This window comes from Streptomyces sp. NPDC044064, assembly GCF_056434245.1.
Genome location: NZ_JBWKFN010000026.1, coordinates 46,202 through 61,653 on the forward strand (window position 1 = coordinate 46,202; position 15,452 = coordinate 61,653).

13 protein-coding genes are annotated in these 15,452 nt (G+C 73.0%); 7 read left to right on the top strand and 6 right to left on the bottom strand.

Annotated features, from left to right (window positions below; genetic code table 11):
• Window positions 1-12 precede the first annotated feature (12 nt).
• Window positions 13-1,077 carry a lipoate--protein ligase family protein gene (locus AC07DS_RS33880; protein WP_479151548.1) on the top strand — a complete coding sequence of 355 codons (1,065 nt, stop codon included), beginning with the start codon at window positions 13-15 and terminating at the stop codon, window positions 1,075-1,077.
• 196 nt (window positions 1,078-1,273) lie between these two features.
• Complete coding sequence (locus tag AC07DS_RS33885; RefSeq protein ID WP_479151550.1) at window positions 1,274-1,939, top strand: hypothetical protein; 666 nt, start codon at window positions 1,274-1,276, stop codon at window positions 1,937-1,939.
• A 21-nt stretch (window positions 1,940-1,960) separates the two neighbouring features.
• Here AC07DS_RS33885 and AC07DS_RS33890 read toward each other — a convergent pair whose 3' ends face one another.
• Window positions 1,961-2,503 carry a TlpA family protein disulfide reductase gene (locus tag AC07DS_RS33890; RefSeq protein ID WP_479151553.1) on the bottom strand — a complete coding sequence of 181 codons (543 nt, stop codon included), beginning with the start codon at window positions 2,501-2,503 and terminating at the stop codon, window positions 1,961-1,963.
• A gap of 110 nt (window positions 2,504-2,613) precedes the next feature.
• Here AC07DS_RS33890 and AC07DS_RS33895 point away from each other — a divergent pair, with 110 nt between their 5' ends.
• On the top strand, window positions 2,614-3,108 hold the full coding sequence (locus tag AC07DS_RS33895; RefSeq protein ID WP_479151554.1) for a DUF3515 family protein: 495 nt from the start codon (window positions 2,614-2,616) through the stop codon (window positions 3,106-3,108).
• Between the two features lie 30 nt (window positions 3,109-3,138).
• Here AC07DS_RS33895 and AC07DS_RS33900 read toward each other — a convergent pair whose 3' ends face one another.
• The 4 genes from AC07DS_RS33900 to AC07DS_RS33915 are packed head-to-tail and all read right to left on the bottom strand — an operon-like array spanning window position 3,139 to window position 10,011.
• Window positions 3,139-3,711, bottom strand: a complete 573-nt coding sequence (locus tag AC07DS_RS33900; RefSeq protein WP_479151556.1) for an FHA domain-containing protein — start codon at window positions 3,709-3,711, stop codon at window positions 3,139-3,141.
• Complete coding sequence (locus AC07DS_RS33905; RefSeq protein ID WP_479151558.1) at window positions 3,704-5,698, bottom strand: AAA family ATPase; 1,995 nt, start codon at window positions 5,696-5,698, stop codon at window positions 3,704-3,706. Before AC07DS_RS33905 ends, AC07DS_RS33900 begins: the two co-directional genes overlap by 8 nt.
• A gap of 60 nt (window positions 5,699-5,758) precedes the next feature.
• The gene (locus tag AC07DS_RS33910) at window positions 5,759-7,369 is read right to left on the bottom strand and encodes a hypothetical protein (RefSeq protein ID WP_479151560.1); all 1,611 of its coding nucleotides are present in this window, start codon (window positions 7,367-7,369) and stop codon (window positions 5,759-5,761) included.
• Window positions 7,366-10,011: a protein kinase domain-containing protein gene (locus tag AC07DS_RS33915; protein WP_479151561.1), complete on the bottom strand. Its 2,646-nt coding sequence runs from the start codon at window positions 10,009-10,011 to the stop codon at window positions 7,366-7,368. The genes AC07DS_RS33910 and AC07DS_RS33915 overlap by 4 nt, the downstream gene beginning before the upstream one ends.
• A gap of 170 nt (window positions 10,012-10,181) precedes the next feature.
• On the opposite strand from AC07DS_RS33915, the gene AC07DS_RS33920 reads away from it, so the two are divergent.
• The gene (locus AC07DS_RS33920) at window positions 10,182-11,378 is read left to right on the top strand and encodes a macro domain-containing protein (protein WP_479151563.1); all 1,197 of its coding nucleotides are present in this window, start codon (window positions 10,182-10,184) and stop codon (window positions 11,376-11,378) included.
• Here AC07DS_RS33920 and AC07DS_RS33925 read toward each other — a convergent pair.
• Window positions 11,353-12,024 (bottom strand): 4Fe-4S single cluster domain-containing protein, encoded by a 672-nt coding sequence (locus AC07DS_RS33925; RefSeq protein ID WP_479151565.1) that lies wholly within the window; start codon window positions 12,022-12,024, stop codon window positions 11,353-11,355. The two genes, AC07DS_RS33920 and AC07DS_RS33925, sit on opposite strands and share 26 nt — an antisense overlap.
• Window positions 12,025-12,308: 284 nt before the next feature.
• On the opposite strand from AC07DS_RS33925, the gene AC07DS_RS33930 reads away from it, so the two are divergent.
• Genes AC07DS_RS33930 through AC07DS_RS33940 form a run of 3 tightly spaced genes read left to right on the top strand, consistent with a single transcriptional unit; the run spans window position 12,309 to window position 15,380 of the window.
• Window positions 12,309-12,971: a hypothetical protein gene (locus AC07DS_RS33930; RefSeq protein ID WP_479151567.1), complete on the top strand. Its 663-nt coding sequence runs from the start codon at window positions 12,309-12,311 to the stop codon at window positions 12,969-12,971.
• A gap of 41 nt (window positions 12,972-13,012) precedes the next feature.
• Complete coding sequence (locus AC07DS_RS33935; protein WP_479151568.1) at window positions 13,013-13,777, top strand: hypothetical protein; 765 nt, start codon at window positions 13,013-13,015, stop codon at window positions 13,775-13,777.
• Window positions 13,752-15,380 (top strand): hypothetical protein, encoded by a 1,629-nt coding sequence (locus tag AC07DS_RS33940; RefSeq protein WP_479151570.1) that lies wholly within the window; start codon window positions 13,752-13,754, stop codon window positions 15,378-15,380. The genes AC07DS_RS33935 and AC07DS_RS33940 overlap by 26 nt, the downstream gene beginning before the upstream one ends.
• Window positions 15,381-15,452: the final 72 nt, after the last annotated feature.

Consider the following 15,452-nt stretch of genomic DNA (forward strand, 5'->3'; position numbering starts at 1 on the left):
GGAGGCCCGGCAGTGCACGGTGAGTACAAGGTGCCCGGCGGCAAGCTCGTCGTCGTGGACGTGGAAGTCGAGGACGGCGTGCTGCGCCATGTGCGCGTGGCAGGCGACTTCTTCCTGGAGCCGGACGAGGCACTCGACGCGGTGAACCGTGCGCTGGAGGGCGCTCCGGCGGACACGGACGCGTCCGGGCTGGCCGTGCGGATCGACGCGGCGCTGCCGGAGGGGACCGTCATGTACGGGCTGACCTCGGAGGGCGTCGGGACCGCGGTGCGCCGGGCGCTCGCGCACGCCACGGACTGGACCGACTACGCCTGGCAGCTGATCCACGAGCGCCCGCAGTCCCCGGCGCTGCACATGGCCCTGGACGAGGTCCTGACCGCCGAGGTCGCCGCGGGCCGGCGCCCGCCGACCCTGCGGGTGTGGGAGTGGGGCGCCCCGGCGGTGATCATCGGCAGCTTCCAGTCGCTGCGCAACGAGGTGGACCCGGAGGGCGCGGCCCGGCACGGGATCGAGGTGGTGCGGCGGATCTCCGGCGGGGGCGCCATGTTCGTGGAGCCCGGCAACACGATCACCTACTCGCTGTCCGTGCCGGAGTCACTGGTCCAGGGCCTGTCCTTCCAGGACAGCTACGCCTACCTGGACGACTGGGTGCTGGGCGCCCTCGGCGAGATGGGGATCCGCGCCTGGTACCAGCCGCTGAACGACATCGCCACCGACCAGGGCAAGATCGCGGGCGCGGCGCAGAAGCGGATCGTCGGCACCGACGGCGGGCCCGGCGCGGTGCTGCACCACGTGACGATGTCGTACGACATCGACGCGGACAAGATGGTGGAGGTGCTGCGGATCGGGCGGGAGAAGCTGTCCGACAAGGGGACGAGGAGCGCGAAGAAGCGGGTCGATCCGCTGCGGCGGCAGACGGGGCTGGCGCGCGAGGCCGTCATCGAGCGGATGATCGAGTCGTTCCGGGGGCGGTACGGACTCGTCGACGGCAGGGTGACCGACGAGGAGCTCGCGCGGGCGCAGGAGCTTGCACGTACGAAGTTCACGTCCCCGGAGTGGACGGCCCGGGTGCCGTAACCCGCACCCGGCTCGCGCGACCCGCACTCAACTCGGGGGCAAAAAGGGGCATACGAGGCGTCGGCCGTTGGGCTCCGTCACCACACAGGCACACAGCGAGTTGGCACTTCCGCCCCACAGGGAGTCGTGTGACACTGTCGTCGCAGTCCACCATGCGGACCCCCCTCCGCACCCCCTCCCCCACGAGAAGTGAGCCGTGCGTTCTCTTCCTCTGCCGCTCGCCCTCACCGCGCGTCTGACGCCGGTCGCCGTGCTGGCCTGCGCCGGCTGGGCGATGTCGTCGGGTCCGGCCACGCCGTCCGCCGACAGTCACCGTGCGGGTCGGGAGACACCCACCCGGTCGGCTTCCGCCCCGGCTTCCACCGCGGCGTCGAAGTCGTACGACAGCGCGCCCACCCCCTGCACCAGCGTGCCCGTGGCGACCGTCAAGTCGCTGGTGCCCGGGGCCAGGACAGCGGGCAAGGAGATCCCCTCGACCGACACCGCGCTGCGCCGCACCTGCTCCTGGAACGCCCTGCAGGGCTACGACTACCGCTGGCTCGACGTCTCCTTCGAGGTCGCCGGATCGGAGCAGGAGGCGAAGAAGGAGTACGAGCAGCGCGTCGCCGAGAAGAGCGGCGGAGGGGCCGTTCCGGGACTCGGGGACACCGGGTACTCCATCGTCAACCTCACCACCGAGGACAAGCAGGAGACCCGCGAGGGCGTGGTGCTGGCCCGCGTCTCCAACGCGCTGGTGATCGTCACCTACAACGGCAGCGACTTCGAGACGAAGAAGGCCCCGAGCACGGACGAGATCAACAAGGGCGCCATCAAGGCGGCGAAGAGCGCCGTGGCCGCCCTGCAGGGCGGCGGGTCCGGCTGACGGAGCCGAACTGACGGCGCTTCAGGACCGTAGGAGCGGCCGCACCAGGTCGCGCACGTCGCGTTCGGTGACGGGCCCGGTGTGGACGTTCGCCATCCTGCCGCGGGTGTCGACGACGACCGTGAAGGGCACCCCCTGCGGCACCGAACCCCTGGGGAACGTCAGCACCTTGCGGCCGGAGGGGTCGCTGAAGCTGGGGTAGGTCAGGTGGTGGTCCCGCTGGAAGGAACGGCCGTTGACGGGCTCCGTGTCGGTGTTCAGCCCGAGCACCTGAACTCCCTCGGCGGCGAGGTGTTTCTGTGCCGCCTCGAGTTCGGGCGCCTCGGCCCGGCAGGGGCCGCACCAGGAGGCCCACGCGTTGATCACCACGACCTTGCCGCGGTAGTCGGACAGACGCAGGGGCTTGCCGTCCAGGCTGTCGCCCGCGAGGTCGGGCGCGGCCGCCCGGCGGTCGGCGGGCACGGGCCCGCTCTTTGCCTCGGAGGGGTCGGCGGTGGCCATGCCGGCATGGCAGGAGGCCAGCAGCAGGCAGGCTGCGGTCCACAGCAACGGTCGCGTCTTCACGAGGAAGGAGTATCTCAACCGTCCCATCAGTGACGGGCCTTGGGGGTGCGGTAGGTTCCGAGGGGACCGATCACCGGCTGTCGCCGGAACCACGACACACGGGGGCTGTAGTGAGGGTGCGGTACGCGGTCGGGGCCGGGGCACTGGCGGTCCTGGTGGCCGCGGGCGGCTGGGGATGGTGGGCCGGGCAGGGCGGCGGCGATGCCCACTACGGGCTGCGAGCGGCCGAGCGGGCGTCCGGGCCTGCGTGTGCGGGCCTGGCCGGGCGCTGGCCCGGGCGGCTGGACGGTCACGACCGCGAGCGAGTGGCGGTGACCGGCGCCGAGGCCTGGGGCGGTGGCGCCGTCACGGCCCGGTGCGGGCTGGTCTCACCCGGCCCGTCGCCCGACCCGTGCGTGAGCGTGAACGGCGTGGACTGGCTGCTCGAACTCGCACGGTCCCGGCAGTCGGGGAAGAAGGTCCTCGTCTCCTACGGCCGCACCCCCGCCGTCGAGGTGACCATCTCGCCCGGCGTGCGGGCCGTCGACTCGGTGCTGACCGACCTGTCCGAGGCCGTCGCCCCCATCACGCAGCGCTCGCACTGCCTGGACTCCCAGGGCCACTGACGCGCCCGGCGGCCCCCGGGCCGACGGCGGCTAGGACGCCGCCTCCCCGGACTCCTCCGCGATCCCCTGGACAATGAACTCGACCCCGGGCCCGAGTTCGACCCGGTCGCCGGCGCTCAGGCGGACCGGTGAACCCGGCACCAGGACACGGTCGTTGACGCGGGTGCCGTTGGTGGCGCCCCGCGGGACCTCGGTCAGCCAGGCCGCCCCGTCCGGGGCGTGCAGGAGGGTCGCGTGCCGGGCCGAGACCGTGTCCTCGTCGGCCAGCAGCTCGGACGCCTCGGGGGCCCAGTCGCGGCTGCGCCCCAGCCGGATCTCCGAGCCGCGCTGCACATCGAGATGCCGGCCGCCGCCGCGGAAGACCAGCCGTACCGCGCCCCCCGGGATCCGGACACCCCCCGGGATCCGGCCACCCTCCGGGGCCGATCCGACCGGGGTGAGACATCCGGGACATGCGCGCACACCGGCGGGGACGACCGCGGAGCACCGCTCGCAACGGTGACCGACGGACGGCCGGGGCGAGCGCGGACGTGCAGAGCCGGGGATGGGCAGTACGGAGTCCCACCCGTCCTCGTCGTCGTCCCAGTCACGCACGTCAGACATCGCTGTCCCCCTTCTTCAGCACGACCGTCGTGTCAACCCGTCCGCTCTCCGTCTCCCGCACGTCCGTCACCACGACCGTGGTGCCCGGCCCGAGCTCGGGCGCCGCGAACAGCTCCCGGGCGAGCGGGTTGATGAGATGCGTCTCCAGCACCATGCCGATGCCACGGCCGCCGTTCCACTTGTCCCGGGTGCAGTGGGCCAGCAGCTCGCGCCGGGCGTTGTCCTCGATCTCCAGGGCGAGCCGGTGTCCCTGGGCCAGCTGGCGCTGGATGTTGCCGACCTGCAGATCGAAGATCCGCTCGGCGATCGCGTCGGAGATGAAGTCGAAGACGACGACGTTGCCGCCGATCCGGTTCATCAGCTCCGGTCGGCCGATGACCTGTTCGAAGTGCTTCTTGACGTTGTCCTTGACCGTGGCCTCCAACTCCTTGTAGGGCGTGCCCGGTTTGACGATCCACTTGCGTTCCTGGGTGTCCGGGTCCGTGCGCTGGACACCCAGGTTGGAGGTGAAGATGAGCACGCACTCGCTGAAGTAGGTGGTGACGCCCTGTCCGTCGGTGAGCCGGCCGTCCTCCAGCACCTGCAGGAACTTGTCGAGGATGCCCTTGTCGGCCTTCTCGATCTCGTCGAAGAGGATGACGCGGAAGGGGTTCTCCCGTACGGCGGAGGTCAGTTCGCCGCCCGCCTCGTAGCCGACGTATCCGGGCGGCGCGCCCACGAGCCGGTCGGCGGAGTGGGCGGCCGAGAACTCGCTCATGTCGAAGCGGAGATACGCCTGGTCGCTGTCGAAGAGTACGGAGGCCACGGCCTTCGCCAGTTCCGTCTTGCCGGTTCCGGTCGGTCCGGCGAAGAACAGCACACCGCGCGGCCGGTGTCCCGGGTTGGTCGCCTGCGCCCCGGAGAGTCCCAGCGCGGCCCGCTTGAGGATGTCCAGGGTCATCGCCACGGCCGCTTCCTGCCCCAGCACCCGGCGGGGGATGGACCGTTCGTTGCCGGGGTCCTCCCCGCGGAGGATGCGCCGGCGGATCTCGCCCCGGCTCCAGGGGTTCTTCTCCACACCGAGCCGGTAGATCCGTACCGCGTCGGGCATGGCGGCGAACGGCATGCCGCGGGAGCGGGCGAGCTTCACGCTCTCCTCCATGGCCCGCAGGCTCATGCCGGTGGCCGCCCGGGCGAAGGCGCCGACCGAGCGTGCGGTCTCCTCCGCATCAGCGCTGGCGGGCGAGTTCGGACCGCCGCCCGATCCCTTTCCGGGGTACCGCTCGTAGCGCTCGCGCAGGAGGCGGGCCATCGTCGTGCGCTCGTCCGCGTCCGGCTCCGGTACGGCGACGGCCCGGATCCGCTCGCTCCCGGAGACCAGCCATCCGGGTATGTCCCGCTCCCCGTCGGCGAGCCAGATCACCGGGTTGAACCGGCCCGGTTCGCCGGGAACGACGGGGGTGCCGGTCCAGGGCTCCAAGGGCCCTGCCTCGTGGGCGAGTTTGAGGCAGGCGAGAAAGAAGTCCCGTTCGTCGTTGGTCAGCCGGGCCGGGTCGGTGACCAGACGCGAGGCGTGGTCGACGACCAGCGCCACCCGCAGCGGCCGCAGCCGGCGTCCGTCCCGCATCATCTCCTCGCGCTGCTCCGCCCACCCGGTGGTGAGGTTCCGCAGCTGGTCCAGCACCGCCTGGCGCTGTGCCGCGGTCTGGCCGGGGAACTCGCGCGGTCCCTGCAGCAGTTCCTCGAGGGCCGCGTGCGTGTCGCCGTCCGCGGCCGCCGCCACATGGAATCCGCCCACCTGGTCGCAGAGCACCAGCGCCTGGTAGCCGACCTCCCGCAGCGGGTTCCACAGCACGTCGAGCAGCGGGTGGAACCGGTCCCGGCCGCGCCGGTTCACGAGGTGCAGGTCACGGATGTTGCCGTGCAGGACGTACTGCGCGTGTACGCCGAGTGTTCCGATCAGCTCCTCCACGAAGGGCGGGAGCCGGTCTTCCTTGGACAGGTCCATCGTTCCTCCCCGTTGCACGCGGACGCGGGCCGCGTGCCGGCATGGTGCTCAGTGGTGGTCTCAGCGGCGTTCGTCGCCGTCGACGGTCCGGTGTCGTGGAGCTTGCCGGTGCATGTCCGCCGGCCGGCCGGTGTCCTGTCCGCGCAGCTCGTCGAGCGTGACGGCGCCCTCCCCCAGCACGCCAGGCAGCGCTCCATCGGTCCGTACCTCGAACTCGAGGCCCAGTCCCAGCCCCTGGGTGATCTGCTGGAACTCGGCGAGCCGCTTGTGGGTCTCCGCGCAGCGGGAGTCGTCGAGGGCACGCTGCTCGGGTGTCCGCTCCCCCGGGGCGCCGCGGTACATGGTCGCCACGCTCAGCGCGCCGCCGACCAGGGTCGCCCTGAGCCAGTGATCGGGCTCCCACCCGTCCGGCGTCCAGTCGAGGCGGATCTCCTGCCCCTCGGGCCGGCCGGCCTCGGTGCGCCCGCCGAACCTCCTGGCCAGTTCCTCGACGGCGCCTGCGCACTGCTCCCGGACGTAGATGGCCTCCAGCGCGCAGCGCCGCTCGTCCACGGCGCTTTCGACCCGGTCCAGTTCGTCCCGGCTCAGCGGGACGCCCTCCTCCAGGGTCCGCCGGAGCAGCTCCACGGCCTCCGGTGCCGGGGCGAGGTCCTCGGCACCCTCCGGGGACTCGTAGACGAGGAAGTCGTAGTGCAGCGCGGCGCGTTCCTGGGCCTCCCGGGTCGTGCGCGCGTCCTTGTTGGCGTCGCGGACGTACTTGCGTGCCTCGTTGAGGTGGATGCGCGCCCGGCGGGGGTCTTCGGCCGCGCGGCGCACGGCGTGCCGGACGGCCCCCGCGGCGAGTTCGGCGGCCTCGGAGACGGCGTACGGGTCCAGCCCGCCGAGGATCTCCGCACCGGCGTGGCGGACCTCCTCCGCGTCCGGGCCGGACTGCGGGCGCCGGTCGGGGGCCGGCCGGACACTCTCTCGTCCCTCGGCCTCGGCGGTGCGCTGCTCGGAGAACCGCAGCAGTGCCCGCTGCCGGCTCTCGCGCAGGGCGCGCTGCCAGGCGTCGTCCTCGTCGTCCAGCCGCAGTTCCGCGCCGAGCCGCTGCTGCTCCCACTCCGCGTGCCGTTCCTCCGCGCGGCGCACGGCCTCCTCGCTGCGGGCCAGTTCCTGCCGCAGGTCGCACAGCCGCTCGCCGACAGGCTCCAGGGGCGGTGGCAGGTCGGGGCGCGGCGGGGCTCCGGCCGGGCCGCCCGCGGCCGTGGCCCGGGCCACCCGCGCCAGCAGGGCGCGCCTGCGGGCGTTGATCCGGACGGCGGCGAACGCGGCGGCCTTCCACTGCTCGGCGGCCGTCGCGGCCAGCTCCTGCTGGCGCTCCAGGCAGCGCTGCTCCTCCGCGGCCCGTACCGCCGCGGCGGCGAGGACACGGGTGGCGAGCAGGGCGGCCCGGCCGGCGAGCAGGACGCCGCTGAGCGAGCCGAGGACCTGCAGCGCCGCGTCGGCGGCCTGATGCACCGCGTGCCCGGCCGCGTCGGCGACATGGGAGGAGACGTGACCGGCCGCGTCGGGCAGGTGGAGCATGCCGGTGTGCGGCAGCGCCTGGGGGTCGACGGGCGGCGGGGGCGGCGGGAAGGTCACGGCGGGTGCCACCGCGCTCACCGTCGGGAAGGCGAGACCCGAACTCATGCCTGTCCTCCTGTCCTTTCGGACTTCGTCTCGGCTGTCGTCGCGGACTGCGGACCGCCCGCCCGCCGTTCCCGGTGGTCACGGAACCTGCGCCACCGGTCCACGAATCGGAGCGGGTTCCACCGGGACCTCCGGTCGACCGCCCGCCATCTCCGGCGCTCGTGTCGCCCGCGCCACCACCAGACCAGAAGGCGCCGCAGATTCCACTCGGGCCGCGGGTCGCGCGGCCGCTCGCCCGCCCGCAGCCTGCGACGCTCATGACGCCCGCGCCACCAGAGCAGGAGACGGCGCGGGCTCCACCAGGGCGGCCGCTCGCCCGCCCGCAGCCTCCGGCGCTCATGACGCCCGCGCCACCAGGCCAGGAGACGGCGCAGGCTCCACTCGGACTCGGGGTCGCGCGGCCGCCGCAGACGCCGCCAGGCCAGGCAGCGGCGCACGCTCCACACGGCGACGGCGACGGCCGAGGCGAGCGGCCACACCCAGGGCGCGCGGGCGATCGCGTAGAAGCCCAGGAAGACGGCGAGCATCAGCAGCGCCGCCGTGATGAAGCGGCCGGCCCGGGTGCGCGCCATCCGGCCGGGGCGCTCCGCGTTGCGGATCAGGAGGCCTGCCAGCGATCTTTCCGGGTGGTAGAAGGGCGGGCCGATGTACACGGCGGTCCACAGCTCCACCGCGAAGACGAACGCGGCCGCGGGCAGTGCCTCCAGCCAGGCCGTCACGACCGCGTCCTGGGAGGCGCGGCCCAGCACGTCGGCCAGGCCGATGACGAAGGTCCAGGGGGCCGTGACCAGCGTGGCGCCGAGCAGGGCCCAGCCCAGGGTGGGCAGCCGGTCCAGCCGCCGCAGTACGGCGAGGAGCCCGTCCTGGTCCACCGCGAGCATCCGCTCGGTCTCCTGGACGACGCGCCGCTGCCTGAGCTCTTGCGCCGCGGTCTGCGCGAGGTCGCAGAGGAGGTGGGCGGCGAGCAGGCGCAGGTCGTCCCCCTGGGCGTCGAGCAGTGCGTCGAACCAGGGAACGCGCTCCGGGAACTGCGCGCGCCTGCGCAGCACCGCGTCGGTGAGCCGGCTCCCGGTGCGTTCCGGTTCGCGCGCCAGCTGCAGGAGCCAGGCGTCCACGGCCACGGTCTGCCGCAGGGCCGCCCGGGCTCCGCGGACCCTGCTGGTCTCGTGGCCCCGCAAAAGCTCCCGGACCGTGGGCTCCCACCGGGCGCGCAGGGCGCGCCAGGTGCGGTCGGTCTCGTCGAGTCCGCGGCCGCCCGGCCGCTGGGCGAGTCCGGTCAGGACGGCGGGCTGCTCCGCCAGGTACCGGATCAGGGCCACGGCGTCGGCGTTCCCGTCCCTGGCTCCCTGGCACAGCAGGCGCATGCTCCGCACATCCAGGTCCGCCCCGTGCCAGGAGACGTCGAGGCCGGGACCGAGCCAGTTCAGGAGCTGTACCAGAGCGGCGACGGACGGCGGTTGCGCCAGTTCGGCCCGCAGGGCGGCGAGTCGGTTCAGCTCCTCGGGGCTGCGGTCGCCGATGGTCTCGAACTGGCCCAGCCAGTGGACGAGTCGGGCCCGGTCGTCGTCGGCGGCCAGCATGCGTTCCGCGGAGACGGGGTTCTGGTCCAGATGGAGCGCCAGCCTGTCGGTCCCGGTGAACTCCTGTCCCATGAACGGGAAGGGCCGGATCACGGGGCGCGGCGTGTCGTCGCCGAAGACACGCTCGTCGGTGCGCGGGGCGACGTCGGGGTCGTTTCCGTCCAGCCAGTCCCGTACCTGCCGGGCGTGCCAGCGTTTCTCGGGCGCCCGGGTGAGCAGGCCCTCGCAGAGCCGGCGGGTCCTTCGGTGCCCGATGTCACGGAGGTCGGGGTCGTGCGTGGCGATCTCCGCCAGCACCTCCTCGTCGCGACGGAAGTCGATGGGGTGTCTGCCGAGGGCCAGTTGGGCGATCACCATGCCGAGCGACCACCAGTCGCCGGCCTCGGAGACGGTCTGCCGCAGCAGCCCTGCCTCCGGCGCGAGATAGAGGGGTTTGCCACGCCAGTCGGTGCGGGGCTCCTCGGCCTCGTCGGGCCGGTGGACGGCGGCGCCGAAGTCGATGAGGACGAGATCTGCCGTATCGGCTCGGCGGGTCTGCACCATGATGTTGTCGGGGGTGATGTCCCGGTGGACGACGCCCCGTTCGTGCAGGGCGGTGACCGCGTCGTACAGCTGGTTCACCAAGCTCTTCACGACCTCGGGGCGTAACCCCTCGGGGTGGTCGGCGTGGTACCTCTCGAGGGTCTCCTCGCCGTGCGACCAGTACAGGTGCCAGGGGTGTCCGTGCGCCTCGCCGGTCTCCAGGAGACGTTCCAGGTGGGGAGCGTGTTGCTCACCGAGTTCCCCGAGCGCCAGCTCGACGTCCGGCCCGGGGGCGTGCAGCCGGTGGTACCACTTGAGGACCAGGGGTATCTCGTCCGCTCCGTGACGGGCGGTCAGGTCACGCACCCTCAGCACCACGGCCTCGGCGGGCCGCCGCGCGCCGGACAGTACGGCGACGAGCGGGAACCTGTCGGCCAGTTCAGGGGGCACGTCGGAGAGGACCGGACGTGTCTCCACGGCCCGGGCATGGGCGAACCCGCCGTCCTCGACGGGGACGACTCGGGTGGGCGGCGTGCTCATCGACTTCCGACCTTCCGGGAAACGCGCTGGGTGCGCCACGGGGGCACGGCGCAGAACGAATCGGCCCGATGCGCAAGTCGCGGGACGATGAAGATATCCGAAATCCCTTCGTGCGACGGGGAGTTTCCCGGATCTTCAGCGATTAACCCGCCGGGACTACGATGTGCATCATGCACCCGTTGCCCTCGCACGAAAGTCTCGTAGACGAACTTCGGGAACTGAGGCGTCGTGGTCTGCCCGGGCTGCGCCACTGCGCCAGGGACTCGCTGCGCGAGGCGGCCGTCGCGGCCGGTCTGTGCACCGGGGAACAGGACGAACAGAGTGGCATCGAGGATCTGCTGGGGGCGGCGGTGCGCCGGCTGGCCGGTGGGCACCCCGTACGGGACGACGACTCCTGTGATCCGCTGGCCCGCGCGGCCGCGCACACCTTCGGGATCTTCCCCGCCCGCCGCGGGGTCCCCGGCACCGACCGGCGCAAGGCCGCGGCGGGTGTCTACGGGGTGACCACCGAGCGCTTCCGCAAGAGCCAGGAACGCGACGTCGTCGCCGAACTCGCGGAGGCGGTCCTGGCCGTGGCCCGGGAGGCGTGCGTGCGGGAGACCGCCGGCCCGCGGACCGGCGATGCCTGGGCGGGCGGCCCGCAGGAGCTGCCGGCCCTGACGACGACACCCCCGGCGCACGCGACACCTGCCGCCGCCGGTGTCCCGCCCCGGCGTCCCCCTCACCCGGGCGCCCGGCCGGGAGCCGCCGCACAGGCGGGCCGGATCACGGTCCGGGTGTGTCCGATCGAGCTGGTGCGGGACGTGGACATCCTGGTCTCCTCGGAGAACACGTTCCTGGAGATGTCCAAGACCTTCCGCTCCACGGTGTCCGGGGCGCTGCGGCGGGCCGCCGCGCTGCGGGACGCCTCGGGCGAGATCGTGGACGACGTCCTCGCCCGTGAACTGGGTGTGTGGCTGCGGACGCACGGCCGGTCCGGCGTGCCCGTGCGGCCGGGCACGGTCGTGGCCACGTCCTCCGGCGCGCTGGCCGCGCAGGGGGTACGGCGTATCCATCACGCGGCGATCGCGGCCCCGGTCGGCGACGGCGAGCGCTACCACGTGACACCCGCCGTGCTGGCCGAGGCGGTGCGGGCGTCCTTCGAACTGGCGCGCCGCGAGGCCGACTTCCTGTCGCTGCCGATGTCCTCGATCTGCTTTCCGCTGATGGGTACCGGCCGGGGCGGCCTGTCCGTCGAGACCGCGGCACGCGGACTGCTCGGCGCGGTCGGGCAGGAGCTGCGCCGGGACCCCTCCTGGTCGGTGCTGGTGGTCACGCCCGAGGAGAGCCACGCCCGTATTCTCATGGCCGCCAGCTCCGCTCGGTGAAGGCCACCCCGGCCTGCCTGAGCATGCGTTCCATCTCGGCGAGTTCCCCGCGCAGCGGCACTCCGTAGAGCCGCAGCTCCCGGTCGTCGCCGGCGCCGACCTGCAGGCGCGGTCCGGCCGACTCCGCGGCCAGGTACGGGGCGTAGCGGGCGGCGCCGAGCGGTGTCAGGGCGATGATCCGCTGGTTCGCCGAGCCGCGCCAGACCAGCCGGGTGGGCTCGGCGACCCGGAACCGGCCGGTGATCACGGCGTCCGCGCCGGCGAGGGCCCGGCGCCGCTCCGGCGTCAGCTCCTCGTGCTCGTAACCCGTGTACACCAGCAGGTCGGGGGAACGGGGCCCGGCGCTCCCCACGTGCCGCCGGGCCTCGTCCCTCAGGCGCGCCGCGCCGGCCAGGAGTTCCGCGAGCGCCGCCGCCTGCTGCAGGGGCTCGCCGCCGCTGACCGTGAGGCCGTCCGCCCCGTCGGCGAGGGCCTCTTGCCACAGCGCGAGCACCTCGGAGACGGTGGTGACCGTCCCGGCCTCCGGGTCCCAGGTGTGCCGGGACATGCACCCGGCGCAGGCCAGCGAGCAGCCCTGGAACCAGACGCCGAGCCGCTTCCCCGGGCCCAGCGTTTCCAACGGGTAGTGGGTCCCATCGAGGCGCATTTCCACGGCATCTCCTCCTCGCACCGGCTTGGAGTATCCAGTGCGCCGATGTGCGCCCGCAATTGCCGGAAGGCCCTCGTCCGGCTGTCCGCCGGGCGGGATCCGGTTGTTTTCCGGAACTCCCGAAGAGAGTGATCGATTTCCTTGAAATCCCCATCCCTCCGTGGGTTTTGCTCCGCTACTCTCTCCCCCATCGCGGCGCCTTCCCACCCGGACCGCGCGCGAGGAATGGGGGATCTTTCGAAATGATCAGCAAAGGTCGAATAGGTGTCCGGGTCCGACGGTTGAGAGCTGGGTACCTCTCCTCGGTACGCGCCCGGTTCCACGGCCGTCGGGACGCGGACGGTCTGCGGGAATTACTGGCGGACGCCTTTACCGGAAGCGAGCCTTCCGACGACAGCCTGCCGCCCTATGTCCTGGGCCTGCGCGCACAGGTGCGGCACAGCACCGCACGGCTGCGGTCCCGCACGCTGAAGTCGCACCGGGCGCTGCACGTCCGCATCCAGAGCGAGTCGGTGCGGGTGGTGACCCAGTACACCGAGCGCACGGAGCCGACTCCGGCCGCGCTCGCCCGGTACGGAGAGTGGGTCGGGGAGTGGCGCTCGGCCGCCTCCGTCTGCCGCGCACAGGCCCAGCAACTCGCCGATGAGGCGAACCAATTGCTCGCCTGCTACTGGGACGCCGCCTGGGCCCGGGCCCGGAAGGGCGACCAGGTCAGCGGGCAGCGGCCCACCGGGTGGCTGCCCGGAGAGATCGCCCTGGACGGGACCTGGGCCCGCCTCGACGACGGACTGCTGAGCGACCGCTGGTACGGCCCGCAGACGCCGGGGCGCGACGCCGACCCCTCGGCGGTCGCACAGGCGTTGCACATCCTCGACCACCAGTCCGCGCGCGGCCGTTCGGGCCCGGCGCGCCACGGCGATGCCTCGAACGGCATCCGCAGGTGATCACCGCTCATCGTCTTCCAGGAAGGCCAAGGACCATCATCGTGCAGCACTCGGCCCGGACCGGTCGTCGGTCCACCGTCCGCGCCGCCCGCCGGCTCGCCGTCTTCGTCCCGTTGGTGTGTGCGCTCGGCGCCCTCGTGTCCTGCAGCAAGCAGGAGGAAGCCCTCACCACGCCCTGCGGACTGGTCGTCGACGGTTCGGGGTCGGCCGCCGCGGTGAAGGAGGGATTCGACTCGGAGGCCAAGCTGAAGGACAGCCTCATCGGGTTCCTCTCCGACCAGAAGTGCGGAACCCTCGACTTCGCCCCCATCACCCGTTCCTCGCGCAGCTCGTCCTGCCGACAGGACGAGGTGGACCTCGACCCGCCGCACGACGCGACCACCGACCAGAAGGTCCAGCGCGCCAACGCCCAGCGGAATGCCGCGGTCGCGGCCCTCGCCGAGCTCAAGTGCGCGCGCACGCAGAACGGTTCGGACGTGTGGGGGGCGCTGACCCGCATCGGGGAGTCCGTCCCCACCGACGGTCCGGCGCCGAAGCTGCTCGTCGTGAGCGACTTCGACCAGGCCGACCCGGAGTTCCATCTGTCGCGGCAGGACATCTCCACCAAGGCCGCGCGCGACAAGGTCATCGACTCGCTCGTCGACAAGCGCGGCCTGCCCGGCATCAAGGGGATGGACGTCTTCCCCGTCGGACTCGGCATGCAGTACAAGGCGAAGCCCAGCGAGGCCGACGACTTCGCGTCCTTCTGGACCGAGGCACTGGAGGGGAGGGCCAAAGCACATGTCGACAACAAGTACAAGCGCTGACGAGCCGCAACCGCGTCGGCGGCGGATCGCCCGCTATCTGCCGTTCACGGGCCGGACCGCGCAGCCGGGCACCGGCACCCGGCCCGGGCCCGCCGCGGACGGCAGGCGCACCAGTCGGCTGCCCCTGGTCATCGACGACCGGGGCCAGCGCGCACTCCTGCGGGACGCCCGCAGCAAGGGCCGGAAGGCCGCCCGGCGCAGGACGCTGGACCCGTGGGTGCTCAACAGCGGCGACCGGGTGCCGTACTTCGCGGAACTTGCGTCCGTGCGGGAGGCCGTGGTCCACCGGATCGAGGAGGGGCTGAACCTCCAGGAGGAGGAGGCACGCCTCCTGGACGCCCGGTCGGGCTCCGAGGTGACGGCCGGTGAGGCCGAGACCAGGATCCTGGTCGAGCGCCTGCGCGAGACCCAGCAGGAGATCGAGACGGCTCGCCGCCAGCTGGATCTGCTCGCGGTCCGTTCGGCGCGCTGGCTCCGCTTCCGGGACAGTCTGCGCGAGCGGGTGGAGGAACGCTGGCTCCAGGCCCGCTTCCCGGAGGCGGCCGAGCCACGGGCTCCCGGTTCCCGGGGCGCGGCGGAACCCGGCCTCCGGGAGGAGGAACCGGATCAGCCGGCGGCCGGCAATGACGCGGCGGCGGACCAGGGCGGCGACGACTGGCAGTCGGTGTCCACGACCGGTGCCGCTCCGGACGGGACGGCCTCCGCGGCGATGCGGGACGTGTACCGTGCCGCGCGCGCCGAGACCCGCGACACCGCGTCGAGCTACGGCTGGGAGGGGCTGCAGACCCGCCCCGGTCTGCCCCGGTGGATGACCTGGGCCCTGCTCGTCGTGATCATGGCCGTCGAGGTGCCGATCTACTGGGTCGCGTACCAGCCGTTCCACGGGGTCGGCAGCACGGGCGGGGACTTCATGTCCGGCGGTCTGGCGATCTCGTCCGCCGTCATCATGCTGATCCTGCCGCACCTGTCGGGGCTCATGCTGCGGTGGCGGGCGGCGACGGGATCGCCGCGCCGCGGGTGGCTGCCGGCTGTCGGGCTGCTCGGTGTGTGGGGCGGTCTGACCTGGGCGCTGGGCCTGCTCCGCGCCAAGTTCGTGACCCAGCACGACAGCCCGGCCCCTGCCGCCGGGGCCGACGGCTTCAGCGGGCTCGGCGCCTCGGCCGGCGACACCACGACCCTGGTGGACCGACTGCACCTGTCGACGCAGACGGTGACCTGGCTGTTCTGCGCCCTGCTCCTGCTCTCGGGCGGTGTCGGATTCATGCTCGGCCTGTTCCGGGAACACCCCTTCCTCGACGCCTTCCGCACGGCGGTGGAGCGGCGTGCGGGGCTGCTGCGTCGGCACGAGGACAGCGTCGCCGCAACCGAGCGGGCGCGGGCCGCCCAGGAGACGGCCGAGGACCGGCAGCAGGCCCGCCGGGAGGCCGCGCGGGAGCGGATGGACTCGGCCCGCCAGTTGTACGAGGCCGCCGCCTATTCGTATCTGGACGGGGTCATGACGGCGTCGAAGGATCCCGCCGTGACGGAGTCGGCGATGCGCCTGTCCCGGAACTGGCCGCTGCTGCCGTCGTCGGCCCGCCGCGAACCGGCCCGGGACCGCTGAACGGCCGCTGGACGCCGGCCCGGTGCGCCGGTCACGCCGAGGCCCCGACCCGCTGATCCGGGTCGGGGCCTC